The organism is Streptomyces sp. SAI-127, assembly GCF_029894425.1.
Taxonomy (GTDB): Bacteria; Actinomycetota; Actinomycetes; order Streptomycetales; family Streptomycetaceae; genus Streptomyces.
In genome coordinates, this window is sequence record NZ_JARXYJ010000001.1 from 3,477,671 (window position 1) to 3,492,559 (window position 14,889).

The window sequence follows — 14,889 nt, forward strand, 5'->3', positions numbered from 1 at the left end:
GGTTGACGGACAGGGGCCCTTCGAGAACGCTCGTCGCGTAGCCGTAGGCATCCTCCTGGATCCGTGGCGGCTCGGTCACGAGAAGCGCTCGAGCGCGCCGACGACGAGGTGGGTCAGGGCCGCGAGCAGGGCGAAGACCTGGGATACGAGGTTCACGCCCGGAGTGTCCCGCTGCGGCGGCGTTACGTCAGCCCCGCCGCGCGGGCGCGTTCCACGACCGGGCCGATGGCCTTCGCGACCGCCTCGACGTCCGCCTCGGTGGAGGTGTGGCCGAGGGAGAAGCGGAGGGTGCCGCGGGCCAGGTCGGGCTCGGTGCCGGTGGCCAGCAGGACGTGGCTGGGCTGGGCGACGCCCGCGGTGCAGGCGGAGCCGGTGGAGCACTCGATGCCCTGGGCGTCCAGGAGCAGCAGCAGGGAGTCGCCCTCGCAGCCGGGGAAGGTGAAGTGGGCGTTGGCCGGGAGACGGCCCCCGGGCGCCGGGTCGCCGCCGAGGATCGCGTCCGGGACCGCCGTACGGACCGCCTCGACCAGGGCGTCGCGCAGGGCGCCGATCTCGAGCTCGAACCACTCGCGCTGCTCGGCGGCGAGACGGCCGGCCACCGCGAAGGAGGCGACGGCGGGGACGTCGAGGGTGCCGGAGCGGACGTGGCGCTCCTGGCCGCCGCCGTGCAGGACGGGGACGGGGGTCCACTCGCGGCCGAGGACCAGGGCGCCGATGCCGTACGGGCCGCCGATCTTGTGACCGGAGACCGTCATCGCGGCGAGGCCGGAGGAGGCGAAGTCGACGGGGACCTGGCCGAAGGCCTGGACGGCGTCGGCGTGCAGCGGGACACCGAACTCCGCGGTGACGTCGGCGAGTTCGCGGACCGGCAGGACCGTGCCGATCTCGTTGTTGGCCCACATGACCGTGGCCAGGGCGACGTCGTCGGGGTCGCGGGCGATCGCCGCGCGCAGGGCGTCGGGGTGGACCCGGCCGTACTTGTCGACGGGGAGGTACTCGACGGTGGCGCCCTCGTGTTCGCCGAGCCAGTGGACGGCGTCGAGGACGGCGTGGTGTTCGACGGGGCTCGCGAGAACCCGCGTCCTTGCGGGGTCCGCGTCGCGCCGGGACCAGTACAGGCCCTTCACGGCGAGGTTGTCGGCCTCCGTGCCGCCGGATGTGAAGACGATCTCGCTGGGCCGGGCGCCGAGCGCCTCCGCGAGGGTCTCGCGGGATTCCTCGACCGTGCGGCGGGCCCTGCGGCCGGATGCGTGGAGGGAAGAGGCGTTGCCGGTGGCGCCGAGGTGCGCGGTGAGTGCCTCGACCGCCTCGGGGAGCATCGGGGTGGTCGCGGCGTGGTCGAGGTATGCCATGGTGACGCCGATTCTACGGGTCGCATGTGAGCACCCTCAGGCCAGGACCGGCCGGTGCCGGCCGGTTCAGAAGCTCCAGGACGGCGTGCTGTCCAGCTGCATGAAGGCCACCAGGACCAGCAGGTCGGCCACTCCGAGGCCGAGACCCAGGTAGGCACGGCCGCGGCGGGCGGTGCCGCGCCACAGGGCCACCGAGGCCAGGACGATGGCGATGGGGCCGAGGAAGACATTCAGGACGAGAAGGCCGAGGAGGCCGAGGACGAAGGACGCCACGGCCATGCCGTCGGCATCGCGGGTGCCGGTGCGGGAGGTGGCCTGCGCGGTGAGCTGCATGGTGATCAGTGCTCCTGGGGACGGTGGGGCGGGGGTCAGTGGGCCGAGGTGCGGCGGCGGGAGTGGCGCTCGCGGAGCGCGAAGATGCCCAGCCAGGCGGCGATCACGACGGCGGCGACGGCGGTGAAGGTGAGCGGCGCGTGGGCGACGGTGCCCAGGACGACGCCGAGCAGCATGAGTGCGGCGACGAGGAACAGCATGGGACGGATCCCCCTCCGAGTTGGCTGTCGTTACGTTTGGGTGAACAGTTGTAGTTACAGTTGTTCACTGACTCCAGAGTCTAGCGCGTCACACGCCTTTCCAATTACGGAGAACAGTTGTTAACTGGATGACATGAGTCACACCCTCGGCATCCGGCAGGCACAGAAGCAGAAGACCCGACAGGCGCTCCTGGACGCGGCGTTGGCCCTGCTGGAGGAGCAGAGCCTGAGCAGCCTGGGCCTGCGCGAGGTCACGCGCGCCGTCGGCGTCGCTCCGACCGCCTTCTACCGGCACTTCCGCTCCATCGCGGATCTCGGCGCGGCTCTCGTCGAGGAGGCGCTGGGCAGCCTGCACCCGATGATCCGGACGACGGTGTCCGCGGCCGACGACCACGGTCAACGCATCAAGCGGGCGATCGAGTTGATCGCCGGCCATGTGGACGCGTACCCCGCTCATGTCCGTTTTATCGCCCGGGAGCGACATGGCGGTGTCCAGCCGGTCCGGGAGGCCATCCGGGACCAACTCGCCCGGTTCGGGCAGGAGGTGAAGGACGAACTGGCCAAGGACCCGGTGTCCGAGGGCTGGAGCGAGGACGACCTGCTGATGCTTGCCAACCTGTACGTCGACCAGATGCTGATCACGGCCTCACTGTTCCTGGAGGCCCTGGAGGCGTCACCGGAGGAGCGGGAGCGCGTCTGCCAGGTGGCGGAGCATCAGATGCGTCTGATCAGCATCGGCCGCGAACACTGGCTGGACTAGGGCCGGTCCGGCAACGCACAGGGGCGGCACCCCCCGTTCACCGGGAGCACCGCCCCTGCCGTACGCCGTCAGGGTCAGCTCTTCGTCGCCGCCGCGCTCGGCGCGCCGCTGGGCGCACCGCTCGGGGCCGCGCCGCCGCCGGGACCACCGCAGCCGCCCATGCCGCCGCCGGGGCCGCCCTGACCACCCTGGCCGCCGCCTGGCCCGCCGCTCGGCATGCCGGAGGGGTTGCCGCTGGGCGCGCCCGACGGCTGTGCGGTGGCGTTGCCGGTGGGCGCGCCCGAGGGGGCACCGCTCGGCATGCCGGACGCGTTGCCGGTGGGCGCCTGACAGTTCTGCTGCCCGCCCGAGTTACCGCTGTTCGAGGTCGACGAAGAGTCGCCCGAGCCACAGGCCACCAGGGCGAGGGGCGAGAGCGCCAACAGGGCCACGGCGGGGAGAAGACGCACACGCTTCATGAGAGACAGCTCCAGGGAGGATGAGGAAGTCCTGAGGCCCGGAACTCAACCAACGGCCCTTAGGCCTTTCTTGAGGCCGCGCTGTCCCCTGCCTGTGCGCAGGGCAAAGCGCGGCTAAAGCACCCCGCCCGACCTGGACTTCTCCCCCGGTCTTCGCCCTACTCGCTGGTACAAGCCCGTGACAGAGGCGGCCGCGCGGGCCACCTCCTCACGCACCTCGGGCGGCGAGAGCACCTCCACCCGGTCGGAGAACTGCAGGAGTTGACGGGCCTCGCCGACCTCACCGAGGGACAGCCGGGCCGTCACCCACGCGCTGTCGCCGCCGTCCTCGGGGAGTTCGGCGAGGTAGGGGGCCATCAGCCGCAGAAACAGGTCGAGTCGGTCGCGGCGGACCCGGACGGTGACGTCGATGCCGCTGGTTCGCTCCTCGACCTGGCGGCGCAACACCTCCCAGACGTCGGCGAGTTCGACACCTGGCCGGCGCTTCACGGGGTCGTCCAGAAGAGCCGCGGAGTGCACCCGGTCCGCCCGGAACAGCCGCGGCAGGCCCCGCCGGTCGGCGACCAGGTACCAGATACCCGCTTTGGCGACGAGGCCGTACGGGTCGACTGTGTACGTGCGGGTCTCCCGCTCGCCGCTGTGCCGGTAGCGCAGCCGCAGCCGCCGATCGGCGAAGACCGCGTCCTGCAGGGCCGCCAGGTCCACGGACCGCTGTGGTCCGCCCTTCCAGCGGGTGGCGTCGACCAGGATGCGGCGCGAGGTGGCCTCGGCGGCCGGGCGGTGCGGGGCGGGCAGCGCGGCCATCACCTTGCGCAGCGCCGAACCGAGGGCGGAGTCCAGACCGAGGGCCGCGTGGGCGCCCTGGGCGGCCAGGATGAACAGGGCGCGGGACTCGTCGGCCGTCAGGCCGGTGACGTCCGTACGGAAGCCGGCGAGGAGTTCGATGCCGCCGTGTCGTCCGCGCTCGGCGTAGACCGGGACACCTGAGGTGGAGAGGGCTTCGATGTCCCGGTAGATGGTGCGGACGGAGACCTCCAGCCGGGCGGCGAGTTCGGAGGCCGTCACGCGGCCGCGGGTCTGGAGCAGGAGCAGGATCGACAGGAGACGGTCGGACTTCACCGGGACAGGATCTCGCGAGACCGGTCGCGCCCCGCGGCGGAGCCGCATACCGAAGCAGTCCCGCGCCCCCTGGGTGGGTCAGGGCAACCTGACCCGGGCAAGTTGACGCGACTGCGCGACCAACCGGTCCGCGCTGTCCCAGACCTCCGCGTCCTCCTCCAGGAAGCCGCCGGCGAGGTTGCGGGTGGTGATGGAGACGCGCAGCGGGCCCGGTGCCGGGCGGCAGCGGATGTGGACGGTGAGCTCCACCGTGGGCACCCAGCCCTTGATGCCGATCTCGAAGGCGGTGGGCGGGAGCGCGTCCACCGCGAGGAGCAGCGAGAAGGGGTCGGCGTCGCGGCCGTCGGCGAGCCCGAACCAGGACCGCATCTCGCCCTTGCCGGACGGGGCGCCGAGGGCCCAGCCCAGGGTCGACGGGTCCAGCTTGAGCATCAGCCGGTCGGCGATGGCCGAACTGCCGTCGACAGGGGCCGGTCCGTCCTCGGGGCCGAAGCACTGGTCCATGGGCGGAAACGCGGGCGGCTTCGCCGTCGTACGGACGTCGTCGGGAAGGGAGCCGAGGTCGCCGTAGGAGGCGAGGACGCGGATGCGCTCGACCTCCTTGCCCTCCTCGTCGTACTGGAAGAGCGAGGCCTGGCCGGTGGAGAGGGTGCGGCCGGTGCGGACCACGTCCGTGCGGATCACCGCGGGTCCGGGCTGGGACGCGGTCAGGTAGTGCGCGGAGATCGTGAACGGGTCGGCGTGCGGCAGGGCGTCCGCGAGGGCGCGGCCCAGGACCGCCAGCAGGTAGCCGCCGTTGACGGCGCTGATGATCGTCCAGCCGGCGGAGAGGTCGATGTCGTAGACGCCGGGTGCGCGGCGGGTGACCGCGGTGTCCCGGTCGAACTCGCTGTCGCCGATGGTGGCACGCGTGACGGAGGCTGCTTCTGGCATGCCTGAACGGTACAACAACAAACTACTAAGCGGTAGCTTTTCTCGTGCGACCGACAGGCCGGTCCAGGTGAGACCCGGGCAATTCTTCGGTAAGTGTCCGTACTCGTCCGTAAACCCACGTCCCGGCATCCCCCTCTACAGGGACATGAGCCTCACCGGGACCGCGTTCCTCTACACGCTGATCGTGCTGTCCGTCGTCGCCCTCGTGCTGCCGCTCGCCCTGTGGTCGCGGCTGCGGGGCCCCCGGATGGCACGCGCCGCCGCCCGCGTACTGATGGTGCTGTTCGCCCAGGGCACGGCCGTCGGCCTCGTCTTCGCGGTGGTCAACAACCAGAACAACCTGTACGACAACTGGGCCGACCTGCTCGGCACCGGCAACCACGTCCAGCAGGCCGCGAATCTCGGCGCCGACGGCACCGGCGGCATCTCGCTGAAACGGCTGCCCAGAGTGAAGCAGCACTTCACGAAGGCCACCGGACCCGGCATGAACGGCGTACGGGTGACCCAGCTCAAGGGCCGGGTCTCGGGCGTGAACGCCGAGGTCTACGTCTGGCTGCCGCCGCAGTACGGCTCACCCGCCTACCGGCACCACAAATTCCCCGTGGTGGAGCTGCTGTCGGGCTATCCGGGCTCGGCGAGGGCCTGGTTCGGGTCACTGCACGCGGTGAACCAGCTGCGGCCGCTGATGCGGGAGGGCCGGGTGGCGCCCTTCATCCTGGTCGCCCCGCGCATGAATCTGCTGGCCGGGGTGGACACCGGCTGCGCCAACATCACGGGCACGGTCAACGCCGACACCTGGCTCAGCGTCGACGTGCCGAAGATGGTCACCGACAACCTCCGCGCCCAGGCCGGTCCCGCGGGCTGGGCGGTGGCCGGGTACTCGGCGGGCGGGCACTGCGCGACGAAGCTCGCCGTCGCCCACCCCGACCGCTACCGGGCCGCGGTCAGCATGTCGGGCTACAACGACCCGATCGGCGAACGCAACTCGCTGGCCGCCGAGACTCCCGCCCTGCGCCGCGCCAACAACCCCTACCTGCTGCTGCGCGAGGCCCGCACGCCACCCGCGATCGCGCTCTACCAGTCCGGCCAGCCGGGCGACGGCTACGAGGCCGCCACCGGTCTCGAACAGATCGCGAAGGCGCCGACCACCGTGCACGTCGTCTACATCCCGAAGAGCGCGGGCGGCCACAACATGGCGTTGTGGCGGCCGCAGGTGGTCCCGGCGTTCCAGTGGCTGACCGAGGAGATGGGGCTGCTGCACGGCCGGGCGGGCACTACTCCTCACGCACGGTCGAGCGCCGGTTCCACGCCCGCGGTGCTCGCCAGTGAAACCGCATCGCAAGCAGGCGCAGTACGAAAGCGGTGAGGGCCGCGAGCCCGCTGGTGAACGGAGAGAGGGCGTCGTGACGGATGCACAGGGCGACCATGGTGGCGCCGACGATCGCCGGGACCGCGTACAGGTCGCGGTCCCACCGCAGCAGCGAGGGCACCTCGTTGGCCAGCACGTCCCGCAGGACACCGCCGCCGACGGCGGTGGCGAGACCGAGGGTGACGGACTGGGTGAGGCCGAGCCCGTACTCGTACGCCTTCGTCGTCCCGGCGACGCAGAACAGTCCGAGGCCGGCCGCGTCGAAGACGTTGACACCGGCCTGGATGCGCTCCACGTGCGGGTGCAGGAAGAAGACCAGCAGGGCGGCGAGCAGCGGGGTGATGAAGTAACCCAGGTCCGTGAAGGCGGCGGGCGGTACGGCACCGATGATCAGGTCCCTGAACAGCCCTCCGCCCAGCGCGGTGACCTCGGCGAGTACGGCGATGCCGAAGACGTCGAAGTTCTTGCGGACGGCCAGCAGCGCGCCGGAGATGGCGAACACGAAGATGCCGACGAGGTCGAGCGTGTGCTGGACGGAGGGGCTGAACAGTTGCTGGAGCACACCGCATTGTCGCGCAGGGGCTTTTACAGGGCCGGTTTGCCCGTCGTGAAGAGCCAGGTGCGGAACAGGTCGTCCAGCTGTTGTCCGCTCACCTTCTCCGCGAGCCGGATGAAGTCGGCGGTGTCGGCGTTGCCGTAGCGGTGGAGCTCGGTCCAGGCCGGCAGCAGCCTGAAGAACGCCTTGTCGCCGATCCGTTCGCGCAGCACCTGGAGCGTCATCGCGCCGCGCTGGTAGACCGCGGACGCGAACATCGTGTCGCGCTGCGGGTCGCCGACGGTGATCTGCCAGAACGGGTTGTCGGCGGGGCGGGCGGCGTAGCCGGCGAGGAAGGAGTCGTGGGCGCTGCGGGTGCCCTTGTGCTCGGCCCACAGCCACTGGGCGTAGGTGGCGAAGCCCTCGTTGAGCCAGATGTCCTTCCAGTGCGCGACGGAGACCGAGTCGCCGAACCACTGGTGGGCGAGCTCGTGCACGATCGTGGTCTCGTTGCGCACCGCCGAGTACACCGGCTTCGACTGCACCTCCAGCGAGAACCCCGCCTGCGGCATGTCGTCGACGATCGCGCCGGTCTCCTCGAAGGGGTACGGCCCGAAGACCTGCGACCAGTAGTCGGTGGCCTCGGCGGTCACGCCGTACACGTCGACGTTGTTGCTGTTCTCCAGCACCGGGTCGATGGCGGTGTAGATGGGGATGCCGCCGGGGGTCGTCCCGGTGCGGACGTCGAACTTCCCGATGGTGGCGGTCGCGAGGTAGGTCGCCATCGGCTTCTTCTCGCGCCAGTGGGTGTACGTCGAGCCGCCCTTGTCGTACGTCGACACGAGCCGGCCGTTGGAGACCGCGGTCAGGCCCTTGGGGGTTCTGATGCGGATGTCGTAGGTGGCCTTGTCGGAGGGGTGGTCGCTGGACGGGAACCAGGTGGAGGCGGCGTTGGGTTCACAGGCGACGAAGACGCCGTCGGGGGTCTTCATCCAGCCGTAGTCGGAGCCGAAGACGATGGGGCCGCTGAGCGGTTCGGGGACGCCGCCGTAGGTGACGGCGACCGTGAAGTCGTGGCCCTTGCGCAGGGATTGGCGCGGGGTGATGCGGATCTCGTCGCCGTCACGGGTGAACTGGGCGCGTCTGCCGTTCACTTCGACTCTCGTGACCTCGAGTTTCTGGAGGTCCAGGTCGAAGGACGAGAGGTTCCGGGTGGCGCGGGCCGTGAGTGTCGTACGGCCGTCCAGACGGTCGGTGTCCGGGTTGTACGCCACGTCGAGGGTGTAGTGGCGGGCGTCGAAGCCGCCGTTGCCGAGGAGCGGGAAGTAGGGGTCGCCCACGCCGGGGGCGCCGGGGGCGGGGCCTGGGGAGGCCGCGATGACAAAGAAGGAAGCCGCCGCGGTCGCGACGGCTCCTAAGCGTGCCGAACGGGAGAGTCCCATGGTGTCGTCCCTTTCGAGCGTGCGCCGATAAGTCGGACACGGACGACTCTTCACTCTCCCGTTCGGGCATGTGCATGACTTTGCCAACTCGTCATGCGTTACGCGTCAGTTGACTCCTGACCGTCGTCCTTCGCCTCCTGGACGCCGGTCGCGGGCGCGGTCCTCGCTCCCGGGCCGGTCTTCGCGGACGTGGCTTCGGCGTCCGCCGTGGCCTCGGCCACGGGCTTCTCGGCCGCCTCATCGGAGGGCTCCGTCTCCGGGGAGCCCTCCACCACCGCCGCCACCGCGGCCGACGTCTCCGCCGACTCCGCCAGGACCTCCTCGGCGACCAGCGCGGCCGCCTCCTTGGCCACCGACAGGAGCACGGTGTCCTGCGGGGCCTGGTCCGCGAAGTTCTCCGGGTGGTGGCAGGCCACGCGCTGGCCCGGGCGCAGCTCGATCAGCTGGGGCTCCGTCGTCCTGCAGATCTCCGTGGCCTTCCAGCACCTGGTGTGGAAGCGGCAGCCCGAGGGCGGGGAGATCGGGGACGGGACGTCGCCGCGCAGCAGGATGCGCTCCGACTTGGTGCCGCGGCGCTTCGGATCCGGCACCGGGACCGCCGACATCAGGGCCTTGGTGTACGGGTGCATCGGCGCCTCGTACAGCGAGGTGCGGTCGGCGAGTTCGACGATCTTGCCGAGGTACATCACCGCGATGCGGTCCGAGACATGCCGTACGACGGACAGGTCGTGCGCGATGATCACGTAGGTGAGGCCGAGCTCCTCCTGGAGGTCGTCCATCAGGTTCACGACCTGCGCCTGGATCGACACGTCGAGGGCCGAGACCGGCTCGTCCGCCACCACCAGCTTGGGCTTCAGGGCCAGTGCGCGCGCGATGCCGATGCGCTGGCGCTGGCCTCCCGAGAACTCGTGCGGGTAGCGGTTGTAGTGCTCGGGGCTCAGTCCGACCAGCTCCAGCAGGCGCTGGACCTCCTGCTTCACCCCGCCCTCGGGCTCCACGCCCTGGAGCCGGAACGGCGCCGAGACGATTCCGCCGATGGTGTGCCGGGGGTTCAGGGAGCCGTACGGGTCCTGGAAGATCATCTGGATGTCCCGCCGCAGCGGACGCATCCCGGCCGCGTTCAGCCGCGTGATGTCCTGGCCCTCGAAGTGGATCGAACCGCCGGTCGGCTCCTGGAGGCGGGTGATGACCCGGCCCATGGTCGACTTGCCGCAGCCCGACTCGCCGACCACGCCGAGGGTCTCGCCCTTGCGCACCTCGAAGTCGATGCCGTCTACCGCCTTGACCGCACCGACCTGGCGCTGGAGGACGCCCTTGCGGATCGGGAAGTGCTTCTGGAGGCCCTCGACCTTGAGCAGTATCTCGCGCTCGTCGGGGGCGGCCGTCACGTCCGCGTCCGTCTTCTTCGTCTCACTCACAGCTTCGGCGCAATCTCTTCGGTCCAGATCCGCGTGCGGTCCTCCGGCGAGAGGTGGCACGCGGAGAAGTGCCCGCCGCCGACCTGCTGGAGCTCCGGGCGCACGGTACGGGTGACATCGCCCTTGGGGATGTCCGCGTACGGGCAGCGGGGGTGGAAGGCGCAGCCCGAGGGGACGTTGATGAGGCTCGGCGGCTGACCCTTGACGGGGATGAGCCGCTCGGAGGTCTCCCGGTCGATACGCGGCATCGAGCCGAGCAGACCCCAGGTGTACGGGTGCTGCGGCCGCTCGAAGACGTCGTCGACACTGCCCCGCTCCACGCACCGGCCGCCGTACATCACCAGTACGTCGTCGGCGATCTCGGCGACCACACCCAGGTCGTGGGTGATGAGGACGACCGCGGAGCCGAACTCCTTCTGCAGATCCCGGATGAGGTCGAGGATCTGCGCCTGGACGGTGACGTCGAGGGCGGTCGTCGGCTCGTCCGCGATGAGCAGTTCGGGGTTGTTGACAAGCGCCATGGCGATCATCGCGCGCTGGCGCATACCGCCGGAGAACTCGTGCGGGTAACCGTCGACGCGCTTGTCCGGCTCGGGGATGCCGACCCGGTCGAGCATCTCGATCGCCCGCTTGCGAGCGATCTTCTTGCTGACGTCGTTGTGGACGCGGTACGCCTCCACGATCTGGCTGCCGATCGTGTAGTACGGGTGCATCGCGGACAGCGGGTCCTGGAAGATCATCGCCATCTCGCGGCCGCGCAGCCGACGCACCTCGTCGGGGTCGGCGGAGACCAGTTCCTTGCCGTCCAGCCAGATCTCGCCGGACATCTGGACGTTCTTGCCGCGCGCCCCGAGCCGGTGCAGGCCCATGATCGCCAGCGAGGTGACGGACTTGCCGGAGCCCGACTCGCCGACTATGCAGAGGGTCTTGCCCTTCTCCACCTGGAAGCTGAGCCCGTCGACGGACTTGACCAGGCCGTCGTCGGTCGGGAAGTGCACCTTGAGGTCGCGGACCGCGAGGAAGGCGTCGGGAGCGTTCCCGGGAGCCGGCTCGCCCAGGGCGGCACCGGTCTTGGAGAGTTCGGTCACGAGAGCCTCACCCGCGGGTCGGCGGCGGCGTACAACAGGTCCACCAGGAGATTTGCGATCACGACGAAGAAGGCGGCGAGCAGGGTGACGCCGAGGATCGGGGGCAGGTCGTTGTCGGTGATGCCCTGCACCGCGTACTGGCCGATGCCGGGCAGCGAGAACACCGTCTCGGTGATCACGGCGCCGCCGAGCAGCAGGCCCAGGTCCATGCCGAAGACGGTGATGATCGGGGTCAGCGCGGCCCGCAGCCCGTGCCGGGCCACCACATTGCGCTCCCGCAGGCCCTTGGCGCGGGCCGTGCGGATGAAGTCCTCGTTCATCGTCTCCAGCATGCCCGAACGGGTCAGCCGCGCGTAGATGGCGGAGTACAGCAGCGCCAGCGAGCACCAGGCCGGGAAGAGTGTGTTGGCCCACTGGGCCGGATTCTCGGTGAACGGTACGTAGGTTCGCCCGAAGATCGGCCACTGGTAGGTGAAGAGCAGCAGCGCCAGGTTGCCCGTGAAGAACATGGGCAGCGAGACACCGGCGAGCGCGACGCCCATGAAGGCGCGGTCGAAGAAGCTACGGGGCTTGAGCGCGGAGATCACGCCGATCACCACGCCGGACACCAGCCACATCACGGCGGCACCGGCGGCCAGCGAGACGGTCACCGGAAGGCGCGAGGTGAGCTGCGGCCAGACCTCGACGTGGTTCTTGAAGGAGTAGCCGAAGCAGGGCGCGTCGCAGTGAGCGGTGGTGGGGCCCAGGTTGTAGGTGGCGCCGGACACGATCCCCTTGATGAAGTGCCAGTACTGGAGATACAGGGGGTCGTCCAGACCGAGGTTCTGCTTGACGGCGAGGATGTCGGCCTTCGTCGGGCTCTTTCCGATGTACTGCTGCGCGAGCTGGTCGGCGGTCTGGCCGGCCATCCGCGGCAGCAGGAAGAAGATCGCGAAGGTGACCGCGGTGACGACCAGCAGCAGGATCACTGCCGCGAACGTCCGACGGAGGATGTACGAGATCACGGGGACCGGCGCTGGTGCCCGCGGGCCGCGAGGCCCACGGGCACCAATGCCTTCACCTGCCTTCCGGGGCTACTTCTTGGTCGTGCCGATGTTGAGGTAGTCGTACTGACCGCTGAAGGCCGCCGTGGACACCAGGTTGGTGAAGCCCGTCGGGCGGTACAGCAGGACCTTGAAGTAGGTCAGCGGGACGAGCGCCGCCAGGTCCATCGCACGCTTGTCGATCTGGGCGTACAGGGCGTTGCGCGCGGCGTCGTCGTCGGTGGCGATGGCCTGCTCCAGCATCTCGTTGATCTGCTTGTCGTTCAGATACGAGAGGTTGGTGTTGCCGGACGCGCCGATCGCGTCACCGTGCAGGATCTGCTGGAGGAAGCCGTAGCCGGACGGCCAGTCGGCACCCCACTGCATCATGTGCAGGCCGATGTTCTGCTTCTTGTCGAACGTCGGTACACCCGCGTAGTCGGTGAAGTACTTGCCCGACGGGTACTGCTTCAGGCTGGCGTTGATGCCGACCTTCTTCAGCGAGGCGATGATCGCGGTGGCCGCGTCGATCTCCTGCGGACGGTCGCTGCGCGCCGAGATGTTGGTGTTGATGCTCGACTTGCCGCAGGCCTTCAGCTGCTCCTTGGCCTTGGCGACGTCACCCTTGTTGCCGGTGCTCGCGTAGACGTCCGCCTTCTGGTAGCCCGGGATGTCCGGCGGCAGGACGGTGGTGGCGATGTCACCGCGGATCGGGCCGCCCTCGGCGGTCTGCACGGAGACCTTGTCGACGGCGTACTCGACGGCCTTGCGGCACTCGACCTTGTCGAACGGCGCGACCTGGTTGTTGATCGCCATGTAGACCAGACGGCCACCGTAGGTGTTGTCCGTATTGGCCTTCAGGTTCGCGTCGTTGACGACCTTCGCCTGGGTCGCGGCCTGGACACCGGTACCGCCGAGGTCGATCGCTTCACCGGCCTGGACGTCCTGGTCGATCGTCTCGGCGTTGACCTTCAGCTTGACGACGATCTTGTCCGGGTACTGCTTGCGCAGCGGGTCGGTCTTCGGGTCCCAGTTCTCGTTCTTGACGAGGACGGCCTGCTTGCCCTCGTCGTAGCTCTGGAACTTGTAGGAGCCCGAGGACACGATGGACTTGATGTAGTCGATGCCGGTGTCCTTGGCCTGCGGGACCGGCGCCGTCTGCGGCGTCGCGACCAGGTAGTCGAACTCCTGGAAGGCGCGGTTGAGCTTGAAGACGATCGTGGTGTCGTCCGGCGTCTCGATGGACTTCAGGCCCTCGGCGCTCTTGTCCTTGTAGGGGCCCTTGTACTCCTTGCCGCCCTCCATGAACTGCTGGAAGTAGTTCGGGCCGAGCGAGAGCACGTCACGCGCGAAGTTGGAGCGCTCGACGGCGTACTTGACGTCCTTCGAGGTGATCGCGGTGCCGTCCTGGTACTTCAGGCCGGAGCGGAGCTTGTACGTCCAGGTCTTGCCGCCGTCGCTCGGCTCGCCCGGGCTCGCGGCGAGGTCCGGGACCAGCGTGTTGCCCTCCTCGCCCGGGGCGGGCTTGAAGGTCATCAGCGGGCGGGCGTACAGCCGGCTGAGGTTGTACATGTAGGCGTAGTACGTGTTGCCGGGGTCGAAGGAGTCCGGCACGTCCGAGAGCTCGTACGTGACCGTCCCACCCTTCTGGGTGGAGGCGTTGACGACGTCCTTGGTCGCTGCGTTGGCACCGGCCGACTTGCTCTCGTCTCCACCGTTGTCATCGGCCTTGCTGCAAGCCGAGAGCAACAGGCTCGCACTGCCGATGGCCGCCACTGCGGCCAGCGCTGACCTTCGCATGATGGTCTGCTTCCCCTTCAATTGTCGGAAATCTTGTGAACTCTCACCGCGGTCGCGGGTCAGCGGCTGCGCGGGTCGAGAGCGTCTCGGAGACCGTCGCCGAGCAGGTTGAACGCCAGGACGGTCACGAAGATGGCCAGACCAGGCACGATCATGAACTGCGGGTCGACCTGGTAGAAGTCGACGGCCTGGTTGAGCATGCCTCCCCAGGAGGCCTGGGGAGGCTGGATGCCGACGCCGAGGAAGCTCAGCGACGCCTCGAAGAGGATGTTGGTCGGGATGAGCAGCGTCGAGTAGACGATGATCGGGCCGACGAGGTTCGGCAGCAGCTCGCGGAAGAGGATGTAGGGGCCCCTGGCCCCCATCCCGCGCGAGGCGTCGACGAACTCCCGCTCGCGCAGGGCCAGCGTCTGACCTCGCACGATGCGGCCCAGGTAGGGCCAGTTGAAGAAGCCGATCACGAAGATCAGCACGCTGATGTGCAGCGGCAGACCCTCGAGCCCGAAGGCACCACCCTGGAGCGTGGCCGAGATGGCGATGGCGAACAGCAGGAGCGGGAACGCCAGGAAGGTGTCCATCAGCCGGCTGATGATCGCGTCGACGCGTCCGCCGTAGTAGCCGGCGACCACGCCGAGCACGGCGCCGATCGTGTTGGACAGGATCGTGGCGCCGAAGGCGACGACCAGCGAGACCCAGGAGCCCTCGAGGATGCGGGTGGCGATGTCGCGGCCGAACTTCGGCTCCACGCCGAGCGGGTGGTCCCAGCTCATGCCGCCGAAGTCGCCCTTGGGCAGCGAGGTGTTGGGGTCGATCAGATCCTGGTGCAGGGCGTTCGGGTCCAGGCCGAACATGGCCTGGATGGGGCGGGAGAGCACCGCGAGCAGGACCAGCAGGATGACGATCACGCCGCCGGCGACCGCCACCTTGTCCCTCTTGAAGCGGGACCAGGCGATCTGCCCCAGGGAACGGCCCTCGATCTGCCCCTTGTCGGCGCCGACGAGGACAGCCTCCGGCTGCGCCTCGGCCTGCGCCCCGGTGGTCTCGATCGGTGCGGTCACAG

15 protein-coding genes are annotated in these 14,889 nt (G+C 69.4%); 2 read left to right on the forward strand and 13 right to left on the reverse strand.

Annotated elements, in window-relative coordinates; translation table 11 throughout:
- Positions 1 to 182 precede the first annotated feature (182 nt).
- From M2157_RS15705 to M2157_RS15715, 3 genes are all read right to left on the reverse strand, one after another.
- A complete protein-coding gene (locus M2157_RS15705) occupies positions 183 to 1,352 on the reverse strand; it encodes a cysteine desulfurase family protein (protein ID WP_280862450.1) in 1,170 nt (389 codons plus the stop codon).
- A gap of 66 nt (positions 1,353 to 1,418) precedes the next feature.
- On the reverse strand, positions 1,419 to 1,685 hold the full coding sequence (locus M2157_RS15710; protein ID WP_280862451.1) for a DUF4190 domain-containing protein: 267 nt from the start codon (positions 1,683 to 1,685) through the stop codon (positions 1,419 to 1,421).
- 35 nt (positions 1,686 to 1,720) lie between these two features.
- Complete coding sequence (locus tag M2157_RS15715; protein WP_280862452.1) at positions 1,721 to 1,885, reverse strand: hypothetical protein; 165 nt, start codon at positions 1,883 to 1,885, stop codon at positions 1,721 to 1,723.
- 133 nt (positions 1,886 to 2,018) lie between these two features.
- Here M2157_RS15715 and M2157_RS15720 point away from each other — a divergent pair, with 133 nt between their 5' ends.
- Positions 2,019 to 2,645 (forward strand): TetR family transcriptional regulator, encoded by a 627-nt coding sequence (locus M2157_RS15720; protein WP_266527266.1) that lies wholly within the window; start codon positions 2,019 to 2,021, stop codon positions 2,643 to 2,645.
- Positions 2,646 to 2,719: 74 nt separating this feature from the next.
- Here the strand turns inward: M2157_RS15720 and M2157_RS15725 are convergent, their stop codons facing one another.
- The 3 genes from M2157_RS15725 to M2157_RS15735 all read right to left on the reverse strand — a co-directional run bounded on the left by M2157_RS15725 (position 2,720) and on the right by M2157_RS15735 (position 5,155).
- A complete protein-coding gene (locus M2157_RS15725) occupies positions 2,720 to 3,103 on the reverse strand; it encodes a hypothetical protein (RefSeq protein WP_266527263.1) in 384 nt (127 codons plus the stop codon).
- Positions 3,104 to 3,217: 114 nt separating this feature from the next.
- Positions 3,218 to 4,222, reverse strand: coding sequence for a YafY family protein (locus tag M2157_RS15730; protein WP_280862453.1), 1,005 nt, complete (start codon positions 4,220 to 4,222; stop codon positions 3,218 to 3,220).
- A gap of 78 nt (positions 4,223 to 4,300) precedes the next feature.
- Entirely contained in the window at positions 4,301 to 5,155 is an 855-nt protein-coding gene (locus M2157_RS15735) for a thioesterase family protein (RefSeq protein ID WP_266527257.1), read from the reverse strand.
- A gap of 145 nt (positions 5,156 to 5,300) precedes the next feature.
- Here M2157_RS15735 and M2157_RS15740 point away from each other — a divergent pair, with 145 nt between their 5' ends.
- A complete protein-coding gene (locus M2157_RS15740) occupies positions 5,301 to 6,521 on the forward strand; it encodes an alpha/beta hydrolase-fold protein (protein ID WP_280862454.1) in 1,221 nt (406 codons plus the stop codon).
- On the opposite strand, the gene M2157_RS15745 is transcribed toward M2157_RS15740, so the two are convergent.
- The 7 genes from M2157_RS15745 to M2157_RS15775 all read right to left on the reverse strand — a co-directional run bounded on the left by M2157_RS15745 (position 6,430) and on the right by M2157_RS15775 (position 14,887).
- Positions 6,430 to 7,086, reverse strand: a complete 657-nt coding sequence (locus M2157_RS15745; RefSeq protein ID WP_280865539.1) for a trimeric intracellular cation channel family protein — start codon at positions 7,084 to 7,086, stop codon at positions 6,430 to 6,432. The genes M2157_RS15740 and M2157_RS15745 overlap by 92 nt on opposite strands.
- 23 nt (positions 7,087 to 7,109) lie before the next feature.
- Positions 7,110 to 8,501: a M1 family metallopeptidase gene (locus M2157_RS15750; protein WP_280862455.1), complete on the reverse strand. Its 1,392-nt coding sequence runs from the start codon at positions 8,499 to 8,501 to the stop codon at positions 7,110 to 7,112.
- Between the two features lie 98 nt (positions 8,502 to 8,599).
- Positions 8,600 to 9,919, reverse strand: coding sequence for a dipeptide ABC transporter ATP-binding protein (locus M2157_RS15755; RefSeq protein ID WP_280865540.1), 1,320 nt, complete (start codon positions 9,917 to 9,919; stop codon positions 8,600 to 8,602).
- Positions 9,916 to 11,007: an ABC transporter ATP-binding protein gene (locus M2157_RS15760; RefSeq protein WP_280862457.1), complete on the reverse strand. Its 1,092-nt coding sequence runs from the start codon at positions 11,005 to 11,007 to the stop codon at positions 9,916 to 9,918. Before M2157_RS15760 ends, M2157_RS15755 begins: the two co-directional genes overlap by 4 nt.
- The gene (locus M2157_RS15765; RefSeq protein WP_280862458.1) at positions 11,004 to 12,011 is read right to left on the reverse strand and encodes an ABC transporter permease; all 1,008 of its coding nucleotides are present in this window, start codon (positions 12,009 to 12,011) and stop codon (positions 11,004 to 11,006) included. Before M2157_RS15765 ends, M2157_RS15760 begins: the two co-directional genes overlap by 4 nt.
- Before the next feature lie 69 nt (positions 12,012 to 12,080).
- Positions 12,081 to 13,829: an ABC transporter substrate-binding protein gene (locus M2157_RS15770; RefSeq protein ID WP_280862459.1), complete on the reverse strand. Its 1,749-nt coding sequence runs from the start codon at positions 13,827 to 13,829 to the stop codon at positions 12,081 to 12,083.
- 59 nt (positions 13,830 to 13,888) lie between these two features.
- A complete protein-coding gene (locus M2157_RS15775; RefSeq protein ID WP_280862460.1) occupies positions 13,889 to 14,887 on the reverse strand; it encodes an ABC transporter permease in 999 nt (332 codons plus the stop codon).
- Positions 14,888 to 14,889 lie beyond the last annotated feature (2 nt).